The sequence below is a fragment of the Blautia sp. LMAG:89 genome (assembly GCF_008679485.1).
In the GTDB taxonomy this organism is placed as follows: domain Bacteria; phylum Bacillota; class Clostridia; order Lachnospirales; family Lachnospiraceae; genus Blautia_A; species Blautia_A fusiformis.
Map to the genome: position 1 here is coordinate 506,309 of NZ_NANC01000003.1, position 12,159 is coordinate 518,467.

Genomic DNA, 12,159 nt, shown 5'->3' on the forward strand with positions numbered 1-12,159 from the left:
AGCAATATGAACAGGGAGTATGAATTTTCAGTAGTTGTTTTTGCAAAAGATACCGCAAAGCTTTACAGAACCTTTAAAAATGTACGTGAGGTCACACCTAAAGGAACGGTACAGATCCTTGCAGTACGCACAGCAGGAGATGTGGATATCCCTGATGAACGGGACATGAGGGAGTTGGAAGAAGCAGGAGAAAAGGAGAAAGAGCTCAAGGACGAAGAGCTGGATAAGATCTACGGAGAGTTCAATCCGGAAGATTCTCGTTTCCGGGAGATGCTGGATGACCGGGATCTTTTATATATTGACGGACTGGAATGCGGGGATCTTGTGGCAGAGCTGAAGGATAAGATAGCCGGAAACTATGTCGTTTTTGCAAAAGCCGGAATCTGTTTTTCCCCAAAATCCAGTGCAGAGGTCAGACGCTGCTTTGAGGAAGACAACAGAGATGTTGTCATAACAAAGATCCGTGGAAAAGGAAATATCCATGTGCGGGAGCATAATAACTACTGTGACCGTTTCACCGAAAAAACAACGCTGGATAACAATGTATATCTTCTGCATCAGCTGTATACCGCTTACACATTTGCCGCAGATCAGGTGAAATGGGTATCCGAAATCCGTCCGGAGATCTGGTATCTGGATGTGATGACTATGGTATATCAGTCCGTTGTAAGCTGCCGGAGTCTGGGAGTGACTTCAGGGGAAGATATCTATGTGCAGATCCTTGCGGACCATCTCATGGTGGAGGACTGGAAGAATATGCTGCAGGATCCGGAACAACTGGAGGTATTTTATCAGGAATTTTTCCGAAAGATCGCAGACTGCAGAATAAAAGAAAATCCTGTTCATGAAAAAAATGCAGATTATGTGCTGCTGTATTACAGCGCAAAAATAGCGGATATCATATTTGATAACGAGAAGCTTGATGAAGAGAAAAAGTGCAGATATGAGGAAGGCATCGAAAGCTTCCTGAAGCAGATGGAGTTTCCGGAGATCGTGATGTCCAATCAGCATATCAGCAGGGCAAACAAAGTGTATCTTCTCCGGAAATATTATCCGGATATATGCAAAAAATTTCCGGATCAGGCAGACACGATCCTGAATCCCATATATGACAATCTCCGTGTCAAGATATTCCAGCCGGAAAAAGACCAGCTGCACTGTGAATTTTCCATTGTGGAGCCTGTGAGCAGGACAAACCGTGTATATATGATGACTGGTGGCAACACCTATGAAGCCAGATGGAAATATACACTGGAAAGAACCGGCTGGTGCAGAGAAGAAAGTGCCGTTGAGAAGCTGTATATCGTGGACATTCCGCTTTCCGAGATCCGGGAGTTTATCAGCTGGGGCACAGGCACAGATGGACATATAAACAAAATGTACAATATTTCCTACGGAAAATATGTGCCATTTACAAAGAAGCTGCCGCTTTTCCTGCATATAGAGGATAAGCTTCTGTATCTTAACGAAAAAGTACGGATGATCCGTGGAGAGGATCAGGAAGATGCAAAGGTTCTGGGCCATCAGTATGAAGTAACGGTAGAGCCATACAGTCAGAGCAGGGAGAAACAGCTGAAGAAAAAACGCACCAAAGCAATATTTTCTCAGGGAAAGGCCGGAAAAAAGGCAGTTCTCGTGCGTAAGCTCTACGAGATGCAGAAGGCGAAGCAGAAAAAGCAGATCTGGCTGATCTCCGATCGTACAACACGCGGAGATGATAACGGCGAAGTGATGTTCCGCTATCTCTGCGCCAATCCGGACCCTACGGTGGAGCCGTACTTTGTAGTCAACAAGGATACACAGGATTATGTGGAAATGAAGAAGCTTGGAAAGGTTGTGGAGCCTTTCTCCTGGAAGCATAAGCTTCTGTTCCTGCTGAATGAATTTTCACTGTCCTCCCAGGCTAACAAACCGGTGATCAATCCTTTTGGAAAGCTGGAGTATCTGTACCGCGATATCATCTATGACAAAAAGCTGGTATTTTTACAGCATGGTGTGACCAAAGACAACCAGTCCAAGTGGCTGAACAAATACAACCGTAATCTTTTCGGATTTATCGTCAGCACAAAGCCGGAATATGATTCTGCCTTTACCTATGACTATTTTTATCCGGAAAAAAATATCTGGCTTACGGGAATGCCGCGTTATGACCGTCTGGTCCATGATGAGCGTAAGTATGTGACGGTGATGCCTACCTGGCGCAAAAGCCTTTCCTCAGGAACCGATGCCAGAGGGGTATGGCAGCTTGGAAAAGAATTTCAGGAAAGCGAATATTTCCATTTTTATGATGATCTTCTCAACAACGAAAGACTTCTGGGGGCGGCAGAGAAGTACGGATATACCATCTGCTTCATGCCTCACCCAAATACCATTGACGGTCTGCATATGTTCCGTCATGATCCACGGGTAAAATTTATGGATTCGTCTTATTCCTACAAGGACATTTTTGCCCAGACAGATCTGATGATCACGGACTATTCTTCGGTTGCCTTTGATTTTGCATATTTGAGAAAACCCATCGTATACTCCCAGTTTGACAGAGACAGCTTTTTCAGTGGCGCGCATTCCTACACAGAGGGATACTTTGACTATGAGAGAGATGGCTTCGGAGAGGTGGAGCATACACTGGACGGAACTGTGGACCGGATCATCGAATATATGGCAGACGGCTGTCAGATGAAAGAGGAATATCGGAAACGAATGGATGAGACCTTTGCATTTAATGACCGTAACTGTTCCAAACGAGTTTATGAGAGGATCATCGAGAATCGGTAATATGGAGGTTGGATTTTGGAAGGAAAGCAGGCAATAAAGTTTGATAAATATAATTCTCAGGCGATGAAGGGCATTGCCATTGTTATAATGCTGTTCCATCATATGTATCTGAGTCAAGACAGATTTGAGGGGCTGAATGTTGTTTTCACTCCGTTTTCAGCAGATCGGATCATGTATCTGTGCAGAACATTTAAGATCTGTGTACCGATCTATGCATTTATTTCCGGATACGGACTGTATCTCAGTTACAGAAAAAATAATTCTACACCTGGCAAGTGGACAGCCAAAAGACTGATAAAAACAATGGGAGGGTTCTGGATCATATGGGGGCTTTCTGTTGTGAGCTCACAGCTTTATAACGGCTATGCCGTGGCCAGATATTTCGGAAACGGAAATATTGCCAAAGGTGTTAGCGCAATGGTGCTGGATTTTTTTGGTCTGGCGAAACTTTTCGGAACTTCGACTCTGAACGGAACCTGGTGGTATATGAGTGCGGCGATCATTTTTATCATCTGCGTGCCGCTGTTTATGATAAAGGAAGAATATTTGGTATTTATTCTTGTGGCTGTTGTGGCATTTCCACGGACAATTTCCCTGGAGGTTATGGGAATTACGGGTATTTATGCATTTTTACCGGTATTTCTCATGGGAATGTGTGTAGCCAAGTATGATCTGTTTAACCGATGGTTTAAGATATGGAATGCTGGAATGAAGCATGTTTTCAAATTTCTTCTGGAGCTTCTTGCGGTGTTTATTTTGTATAAAGCGTACAGAACTTTGCCGCTGACGGTATACAGTGAGATCCACTGGGGTGTGTATCCAATTGTATTTATGGCATTTTGCTGCGAATTTATTAATGTCATTCCGGGAGTGCGACAGATTTTATTGTTCCTCGGAAAACATTCCATGAATATATTTCTGATACATACATTTATAAGAAAATCTTCTTTTGTGTATGTGAGTGGATATTTTCTGACCAATACACTGACGCTTCTGCTGGCTTCACTGGCAGTGTCCATAGCGCTGGAATGGCTGAAAAAGGTAAGCGGATACAACCGCCTGATCCAGAACATCTGCATGAAAATAGGATAATATAAAGATAAAGGAGAAAGACCTGCCATCGTCTGTGGCAGGTCTTGTTAAAGTATGAAAGCAAAAAAAACAGTTTGTATATATTGGTTGATATTAGTAGTGGTTTTTGGATGTATTATTGGTGCCAGAAGTACAGAGATAAAGGTCGAGGCTGCTGAAAGAACGGTACGATTTTGGGATAACAGTGGAAATTATCTTCAGAAATCTGGCGGGAACTGGTATTTGAAAGATTCTAAGAAGCGAAAACTTACCGGATTACGTTATTTGTCAATTCCAAAGACAGAGTTTTTAAAAACAGGATTTTATATGTTTGATAAAAACGGAAAACTTTTGAGAAAGCAATCCGTTTATTATTTCGATAAAAAGACAGTTTCTGGTGTCCGCTTTGATAAATACCACATCACAGACTCCAATGGAAGAATTTCAAAGGGAGAGCGTGGCTTTGTAAACGTAGCTGAACAGAAGGTACGGGGCAAAAAAATTATCGCAGGCATTTATTATGTGGAAGCGTACGGAAAACTGGCTGATCGTGGAACAGTACGCTATATAAGACAGAGAAGATTCGGTGGGCGTGATTTTAAAGGCGGTTATTATTATTTCTATGGAACCGGAAGAATCTGCATGCGTCCGTCTTTTCATAAAGTGAACAAAACAGTTCAGGGAAAGAAGTTTAACGGAATTTATTATTTTGGCAATGATAACGGAAGAATGGTACAGAAGGCAGGGTGGGTAACCTGTGAGGGCCAGCAATATTATGTAGACCAAAATGGAAAAATGCTGGTGAACCGGTGGAAAGATGGTTATTACCTGAAATCGAACGGAACCATTGCGAAAAATATGAAAACACCGGATGGTCAGTATGTGGACTGGCAGGGAAGAAAAAGTACAAGATCAGAGTATGCTTTAAGTGCATTTAAATCGGAATTGGAGAGTTTTGTTTCTGCCTACGGTGGAAACTGGTCTGTTTATATAAAAGATCTGAAAACAGGAAATATTGTAAACATAAATGATCGGGAAATGTATCCGGCAAGTACGATCAAGGCATTTGTGATGGCGTCGGTCTATGATCAGATCCGTCAGGGAAAAATGCAATACAGCTCCGGTGTGTACAGCTTGCTGTGGGATATGATCACCGTCAGTGATAATGAATGTTATAATGAACTGGTAAGGCGTCAGGGAGGCGGAAGCTTTGTAGGAGGAACAGCTGTAGTGAACCAATATCTTCGAAAGAACGGTTACAAAAATACCGGTTGTCACAGTTCCCTGCATCCGTCTTCTTCTGCCTGGAGCAGTGATGGCTGGCGTAACACGGCATCTGCAAAAGATTGTGGGATACTCTTAGAAAAAATCTATCGAGGTCAGTGTGTTTCTCAACAGTATTCCAGAGAAATGCTAAATCTTTTACTGCATCAGACGAAACGATACAAAATTCCATCAGGTCTTCCGACAGGTATAGTATGCGCGAACAAAACTGGTGAGACAAGCTCAGTTCAGCATGATATGGCGATCATCTATGGAAAGAAAACAAATTATGTATTATGTATATTCTCTGAAGGAGCTTCCGAAGATCATTTACTGCACGGAATCCGTTCGATTTCTTCAAGAGTATATCAATATCTGAATAAATAAAGATCAGCCAGCAGTCATAAGATCAAGAAACTTCCTTAATTGGGCAAAAATAAGGAGTGATCATTGACGTGCTGGCTGATTTTGTATTATCAAAGAAATGGTTGTGGAAGAATTTTTTACATAAGCGTTTTTCTTAGCCCTAAATATGCCGGATATTTCCGGTGTCAGTAGTATCGTATCCGGTTTGAAGAGCTAAAAACCGGCGGAAAGGTTCGGATGCAATGGTTTCCGCTACGGCCTGAAAGCCGGGGGTGCTCAGATTTTTGGTCTGCATAACCAGGAAGAGTGATTCCTGGCAAACAGGAAGAAAATCCAGCTCCGGAAAGCTTCTCGCTACACAGGCCTCGCCAAGAGCTATGTCTGCCTGTCCGCCAGCCACTGCAGCAGCCGTGGAGTGATCGGTAACAAGCTCATTTCGATATCCGGATATGGAATCCGGTGAAATTTCGGAAGACAGAAGTGTACGGTCAAGAAGGATACGACGGCTGCTTCCTTTTTCGCGGTTCGCAAAAATAATATCTGCCCGTGTAAGATCAGAAAATCCCCGGATATTCTTGGGATTTTCTTTTTTTACATAGAAGCCGACGGGATATTGACACAGAGAGATCACAGTCAGTGGGATACCGGGTATAAGGCTGTGGATATCTTCCGGTGAGGCGGATGCACAGGCGATGTGGACTTTTTCAAAATAGAGAGAATACAGTCCGTTGTAGGTGTTCATGTGAGACTGCAGAACCGGCAGATTGTCCGGGTGTGTGGGAAGCTGATTCAGGAGAAGATCCAGAGCCGGAGAAGCCTGTCCACTGATGATCAGTCCACTGGAATGCAGAAGATAATCCCTTTTCAAAAGAGAACTCTCCGGCTGGTGATCATAAGACTGAGCAGAAGACGCAGAACATTCCGAACCCTTAAGATACTGAGACAGCTGTTCCTCGCTGACCCGCAGCTGTTTGCCGACTTTGGAGGAGGAAAGCTCTCCGCGTTTGATCAGGTCATATACTGTGGATTTTTTGATCTTTAGTTTATCTGCAACTTCCTGTGCTGTGTATACTTTATTCATCGATACCTACCATAACATTGGTTGCCTTAATAACTGCGTAAGCATCAGAGCCTACTTTCAGGCCAAGTTCTTCCACCGCCGCACAGGAGATGGTAGCAGTGATGATATTTCCACCACCGATATCGATGGAAACGATGGAATTTACAGCTCCCTGGTTGATGTTGATGATTTTTCCTTTTAACTGATTACGCGCACTGAGTTTCATAAGTAATTCTCCCTTTCTTGAATATTGAATGAACCGGATCAGGCAAGTTCTCTGCTTCCGTTGTGCAGAGCAATGAACCTTGTGTGGGATTTGTCTGTATCAGGAGTGCTGTAAGCCACTCATGATAAGAAACGAAGCGGATCGTGAACATCCGCCTGGCTTGTCAACTATGTATTTATGATAGCACTTGTAGAGAAAAACAGCAATGCCTTATAGCTTGACAAGAAACTTTCCTTTCGGTAAAATTAAACAAAATCATTCAAAACTAAACAAAACTGAATGAAACGGAAAAGTAGAGGAACAAAAGATGAAGAAAAAAATCTTAGCAGCCCTTACCGCGGGAATTTTAACAACAGGCCTTATGACCGGAACTGTTTTTGCGGCAGACACAGAAGCGAAAGGTGATGAGAACCTGAAGGGAGAGGTTTATGCATTTATTGCTGCTAGCCTCAGCAATTCCATGGAGGAGATCCAGAAGGATTTCAATGAGCTTTATCCGAATGTAACGATCTATTACAGTGCAGACAGTTCAGGTACACTGCAGACACAGATCGAGGAAGGTGCACGCTGTGATCTTTTCTTTTCAGCAGCAGATAAACAGATGGATGCCCTCACAGAGGAAAAACTGACAAAGGAAGACACCGTTAAGGATCTTCTTGAGAACAAAGTCGTTCTGATCAGACCAAAGGACGGAGAGACAAAGGTAACAGGATTCGAGAATATCACAGACGCTGAAAATATGGCGCTTGCAGGAGAGGATGTTCCGGTGGGACAGTACTCCCGTGAGATCTTTAGCAATCTTGGGATCATGGACGATGTAAACAAAATGGAGATCAACGAGTGCAAGAATGTAACGGATGTACTTGCAGCAGTCAGTGAAGGAAGCAATGAGGTTGGTGTTGTATATGCGACAGATGCTGCGTCTGTTACTGATAAAGTAGATATCATCGCAGAGGCGTCGGCAGACAGCCTTAAGACGCCGGTTCTTTATCCTGTGGGACTTATCGAGGACAAGGAAGCATCGGAAGACGATACCAGGGCAGCAGAGATTTTTCTTGATTATGTAGAGTCTGACGCAGCGATCAAGGTATTTGAGGACTATGGATTTACAGCATATGAGGCTGAGGACAGTACAGCTTCCGCAGACAGCACATCCAAATGAGTATGATGTAGAAAACCGGCAGTAAATACTGAAACACAGTAAATGCTGATACAGGAATGAAATATGACAGAATTTTTGAGAGAAATAAACTGGAGTCCTCTGTGGATTTCCTTAAAAACAGGTCTGGCAGCCACAGTGATCGCTTTTTTTATGGGAATATTCTGCGCCCGGAAGATCATGAAGCTGAAGCCGGGAGCCAGAGCAGTACTGGACGGGATCCTTACTCTTCCGCTGGTACTTCCTCCTACAGTGGCTGGATTTTTTCTGCTACTGATCTTCAGCCTGAAAAAGCCCTTCGGAAGCTTTCTTCTGGATAATTTTGATATTAAGATCGTGCAGACCTGGAAGGGCTGTGTGGTCGCAGCGGCAGTAATCGCATTTCCGCTGATGTACCGCAATGCACGGGCTGCTTTTGAACAGGTGGATATAAATCTTATCCATGCAGGCCAGACTCTGGGGATGAGCGACAGCCGGATCTTCTGGCGGGTAGTCATGCCTGCGGCAGGACCGGGGATCGCATCCGGAACAGTGCTGGCATTTGCACGCGCGATCGGAGAATATGGCGCAACCTCCATGCTTGCCGGAAATATCCTTGGAAAAACCAGAACAGTTTCTGTTGCCATTGCATCAGAGACAGCAGCCGGAAATTACGGAACTGCAGGGTTCTGGGTCGTTGTGATCGTGCTGATCTCCTTTGTGATCGTAGCGCTGATCAATATCGTATCCGGAAGAGGAATGAAAACAAGAAGGTGGATCTGATGGCAGTCAAAGTAAATATCGAAAAAAACTTCCGGGATTTTTCACTGAAGGTGGATTTTGAAGGCAGTTCGGCAGCCATTGGGCTTCTTGGTGCTTCCGGCAGCGGAAAAAGCATGACCTTACGCTGTATTGCAGGAATCGAAACACCGGATAAGGGAAGGATCGTCATCAATGGAAAAACAGTGTTTGATTCTGAAGCAGGGATCGATCTGAAGCCCCAGAAGCGTCGGATCGGATATCTGTTTCAGAATTATGCGCTGTTCCCAACCATGACAGTGGAACAGAACATCCGCTGCGGTTATCGTGGGGAAAAATCCTCCGCCAGAGAAAAAGTGGCAGATCTGATCCGGCGATATCATCTGGAGGGGCTGGAGAAGCGCCTGCCCTCACAGCTTTCCGGCGGACAGCAGCAGAGAGTGGCACTGGCCAGAATGATGATTGGAGAGCCGGAAGCTATTCTTCTGGATGAGCCGTTTTCCGCGCTGGACGGTTACCTGAAGGATGTGCTCCAGCGGGAGATGCAGGATTTCCTCAAGGACTATCCGGGAGATATGATCCTTGTGACACACAGCAGAGATGAGGCCTATAAATTCTGCAGGGAGCTTTCCATTGTACATGAAGGCAGGATCCTTGTGACCGGGGAGACAAAGCAGCTGTTTGAGAGACCGGGACTTCTGGAGGCAGCAAAGCTTACCGGCTGTAAGAATTTTTCCAGAGCGGAGAGGCTGGGACCTCACGAGATCTATGCGGCAGACTGGAAAATGAAGCTCCATACCGAAGAAAACGTAGATGAGGACATTACTTACGTAGGGATCCGCGGCCACTGGATCCGCCCGGAATCAAAGCCAGGTGAGAACTGTATGGCAGTACGGGTAGACCAATACATAGAAACTACATTTGAACATCAGTATATGATCCGAAACAAAGCGGAAGAGAATGCTGCCGGATTATGGTGGATGCGTCCCAAAAACAGCTTTACGGAGGATCCGGATAAAGATCTTCCGGAATATCTGTATCTTCCACCGGAGCATCTGATGCTGCTGAAATAAAGAAAATCCCGGAAACAGACATTATTTGCTGTTTCCGGGATTTTTTGTGCATCTGCATTTTTGATGGATTTTTGCGGACAGGAGCTATTTTCCGTGATTTCCGGAATAGGTGATGTAATCGGACACCATCATGGCAAGCTTGAAGGCCAGTGCATCCTCAAAGGTACGGATATCCAGGCCAAAACGCTTCTGCAGCTTTTCAAAACGGTACACCAGAGTATTTCGGTGCACATAGAGCTGTCTGGAGGTTTCAGAAAGGTTCAGGTTATTTTCAAAGAAGGTCCGGATGATATTGAGGGTTTCGTCGTCAATAGATTCCAGGGATTCTTCTCCGAAGATCTCGCCTACAAACATGTTGCAGACCTGAGTGGGCAGCTGATAGATCAGACGGCCAATGCCCAGACGGTTATAACCGAAAACATTTTTGTCAGCATAAAAGATCTTGCCGACCTCCAGGGCAGTGCGGGCTTCCTTGTAGGCATCGGAAAGCTCCATGATATCATCTGCAACATTGCTGTAGGAAACCCAGGCAGAGGTCATAGCCTCTGTATTGAGCATATCCACCAGCATGCAGGCGATACCCTCCAGTTCTTCGTAGCTTTCGGTGCTCTGAAGCTCACGTACTACGATGATGCCGGAATCATCCAGTGCAGTGATAAAATCCCGTGTACGGGCAGAAAAGATGTTGCGGATGGTAGCCAGGGCATTTTCGTCCTTGTGCTGCTTGGTTTCCACAAGAAATACCGCACGGCGGGCGGAAGGTGTGATATGAAGACGGGCAGCCTTGTTAAAAGCTTCTACCTGGGAATAACGGTCCAGGAGAAGATTTTGCATAAAGGAGTTCTTGTCTGTTTTTTCCGTATAGGCAGTGAGGAGACTTTCTACCTGGCAGACAGCAAGCTCTCCGATGGTAGAAGCCTGCTCTCCGGAGCCCCATACGATCAGAAGCATATTGCTCTGAGGTATGTTGTTTAGCTTGTACAGACTGCAGCTGCGGTTGGAGATGCATAAGGCAGGATCCTCCCGAAACTGAGCAAGCTTTTCAGAAGAAGGAAGTCGGCGGTCCCCTGTGGAAATGTATATCTGGTCATTTTCATCCAGAATACAGAAATCAAGACCGCTGATCCGGTTCCAGTCATCCAGACATTTTTGAATTGTTTGCTGTATTTTCATAAAAAGCGTCCTTTCTGATGTGAAATAAAACTAGTGAAATAAAAAGAAACCCCGGGAAATCATATCCCCCGGGGTTACATTCTGTTTTTATGATTCGACGAGAATTAGTTTGTGATAGTAAGCTCTGTCTCTTTGTCGAAGAAGTGAGCTTTCTCCATATCGAATGCAAATCTGATCGGATCACCGGTCTTAGCTGTTGTACGAGGATCAACTCGTGCTGTAACCTGAGTTCCGTCAACATCGAAGTACAGGAATACTTCAGCACCAAGAAGCTCGTAAACTTTAACTACGGAGTTCATTGGTTTGCTTGGAGATGTCTCAAGGAACATCTGAGAATCATGGATATCCTCAGGACGGATACCAAGAACAACTTTCTTTCCAACATAGCCTTTGTCTTTCAGGACTTTAGCTTTAGCTGCCGGAACGATAACCTCATGCTCACCACCGATCGTAGCAACTACATTGCCGCCTTTTTCGGAGATAACAGCATCAAGGAAGTTCATCTGCGGAGATCCCATGAATCCTGCAACGAAGAGGTTGCCTGGTTTCTGATACAGGTTCTGTGGTGTATCAACCTGCTGAACAACACCGTCTTTCATAACAACGATTCTGGTACCAAGTGTCATAGCCTCTGTCTGGTCATGTGTTACATAGATGATAGTAGCGCCAAGTCTCTGATGGATCTTGGAGATCTCGATACGCATCTGTACACGAAGCTTAGCATCCAGGTTGGAAAGAGGCTCATCCATAAGGAATACCTTAGGATTACGAACGATAGCACGTCCCATAGCAACTCGCTGTCTCTGACCACCGGAAAGAGCCTTCGGTTTACGATCAAGAAGCTTGTCAAGGTCAAGGATTCTTGCTGCTTCACGAACAGCCTTGTCGATCTGGTCCTTCGGAACTTTACGAAGCTTAAGTCCGAATGCCATGTTATCATAAACTGTCATATGAGGATACAGAGCGTAGTTCTGGAATACCATTGCGATATCACGGTCCTTAGGCTCAACATCGTTCATGACTTTGTCACCGATCTTAAGTGTACCACCGCTGATCTCCTCAAGACCTGCGATCATACGAAGTGTTGTAGATTTTCCACATCCGGATGGTCCTACGAAGATGATGAATTCTTTGTCTTCGATCTCCAGGTTGAAATCTTTAACTGCCTGGAAGCCGTTCGGATAAGTTTTATTAATGTGAGATAATGATAAACTTGCCATTGTTGTTTCCCTCCAAAATTAATATATTGTTTTAC

General features: G+C 44.7%; 10 protein-coding genes. 6 read left to right on the forward strand and 4 right to left on the reverse strand.

Going from position 1 to position 12,159, the window contains the following annotated elements; all coding sequences use genetic code 11:
* The first annotated feature begins 6 nt into the window (after positions 1–6).
* The 3 genes from CCC70_RS02585 to CCC70_RS02595 are packed head-to-tail and all read left to right on the forward strand — an operon-like array spanning position 7 to position 5,496.
* Positions 7–2,775: a CDP-glycerol glycerophosphotransferase family protein gene (locus CCC70_RS02585; RefSeq protein WP_270389515.1), complete on the forward strand. Its 2,769-nt coding sequence runs from the start codon at positions 7–9 to the stop codon at positions 2,773–2,775.
* A 15-nt stretch (positions 2,776–2,790) separates the two neighbouring features.
* Positions 2,791–3,867 carry an acyltransferase family protein gene (locus CCC70_RS02590; RefSeq protein WP_270389514.1) on the forward strand — a complete coding sequence of 359 codons (1,077 nt, stop codon included), beginning with the start codon at positions 2,791–2,793 and terminating at the stop codon, positions 3,865–3,867.
* A 54-nt stretch (positions 3,868–3,921) separates the two neighbouring features.
* Positions 3,922–5,496, forward strand: coding sequence for a serine hydrolase (locus CCC70_RS02595; protein ID WP_287084186.1), 1,575 nt, complete (start codon positions 3,922–3,924; stop codon positions 5,494–5,496).
* Between the two features lie 139 nt (positions 5,497–5,635).
* Here the strand turns inward: CCC70_RS02595 and CCC70_RS02600 are convergent, their stop codons facing one another.
* Together CCC70_RS02600 and CCC70_RS02605 are read right to left on the reverse strand one after the other, a co-directional pair.
* A complete protein-coding gene (locus tag CCC70_RS02600; protein WP_287084187.1) occupies positions 5,636–6,556 on the reverse strand; it encodes a helix-turn-helix transcriptional regulator in 921 nt (306 codons plus the stop codon).
* Complete coding sequence (locus CCC70_RS02605) at positions 6,549–6,761, reverse strand: TOBE domain-containing protein (RefSeq protein WP_015527392.1); 213 nt, start codon at positions 6,759–6,761, stop codon at positions 6,549–6,551. The genes CCC70_RS02600 and CCC70_RS02605 overlap by 8 nt, the downstream gene beginning before the upstream one ends.
* 307 nt (positions 6,762–7,068) lie before the next feature.
* On the opposite strand from CCC70_RS02605, the gene modA reads away from it, so the two are divergent.
* The 3 genes from modA to CCC70_RS02620 all read left to right on the forward strand — a co-directional run bounded on the left by modA (position 7,069) and on the right by CCC70_RS02620 (position 9,731).
* Positions 7,069–7,923, forward strand: coding sequence for a molybdate ABC transporter substrate-binding protein (gene modA / locus CCC70_RS02610; RefSeq protein ID WP_287084188.1), 855 nt, complete (start codon positions 7,069–7,071; stop codon positions 7,921–7,923).
* 63 nt (positions 7,924–7,986) lie between these two features.
* Complete coding sequence (gene modB, locus CCC70_RS02615) at positions 7,987–8,682, forward strand: molybdate ABC transporter permease subunit (protein WP_287084189.1); 696 nt, start codon at positions 7,987–7,989, stop codon at positions 8,680–8,682.
* Positions 8,682–9,731 carry a sulfate/molybdate ABC transporter ATP-binding protein gene (locus CCC70_RS02620; protein WP_287084190.1) on the forward strand — a complete coding sequence of 350 codons (1,050 nt, stop codon included), beginning with the start codon at positions 8,682–8,684 and terminating at the stop codon, positions 9,729–9,731. Before modB ends, CCC70_RS02620 begins: the two co-directional genes overlap by 1 nt.
* 84 nt (positions 9,732–9,815) lie before the next feature.
* On the opposite strand, the gene CCC70_RS02625 is transcribed toward CCC70_RS02620, so the two are convergent.
* Entirely contained in the window at positions 9,816–10,904 is a 1,089-nt protein-coding gene (locus tag CCC70_RS02625) for a PucR family transcriptional regulator (protein ID WP_021651931.1), read from the reverse strand.
* 104 nt (positions 10,905–11,008) lie between these two features.
* Positions 11,009–12,124 (reverse strand): ABC transporter ATP-binding protein, encoded by a 1,116-nt coding sequence (locus CCC70_RS02630; protein ID WP_015527387.1) that lies wholly within the window; start codon positions 12,122–12,124, stop codon positions 11,009–11,011.
* Positions 12,125–12,159 lie beyond the last annotated feature (35 nt).

Coding starts and splice junctions, on each gene's coding strand:
- CCC70_RS02585 (WP_270389515.1), top strand. CDS start 7: ATGAACAGGGAGTATGAATTTTCAGTAGTTGTTTTTGCAAAAGATACC.
- CCC70_RS02595 (WP_287084186.1), top strand. CDS start 3,922: ATGAAAGCAAAAAAAACAGTTTGTATATATTGGTTGATATTAGTAGTG.
- CCC70_RS02600 (WP_287084187.1), bottom strand. CDS start 6,556: ATGAATAAAGTATACACAGCACAGGAAGTTGCAGATAAACTAAAGATC.
- CCC70_RS02605 (WP_015527392.1), bottom strand. CDS start 6,761: ATGAAACTCAGTGCGCGTAATCAGTTAAAAGGAAAAATCATCAACATC.
- modA (WP_287084188.1), top strand. CDS start 7,069: ATGAAGAAAAAAATCTTAGCAGCCCTTACCGCGGGAATTTTAACAACA.
- modB (WP_287084189.1), top strand. CDS start 7,987: ATGACAGAATTTTTGAGAGAAATAAACTGGAGTCCTCTGTGGATTTCC.
- CCC70_RS02620 (WP_287084190.1), top strand. CDS start 8,682: ATGGCAGTCAAAGTAAATATCGAAAAAAACTTCCGGGATTTTTCACTG.
- CCC70_RS02625 (WP_021651931.1), bottom strand. CDS start 10,904: ATGAAAATACAGCAAACAATTCAAAAATGTCTGGATGACTGGAACCGG.
- CCC70_RS02630 (WP_015527387.1), bottom strand. CDS start 12,124: ATGGCAAGTTTATCATTATCTCACATTAATAAAACTTATCCGAACGGC.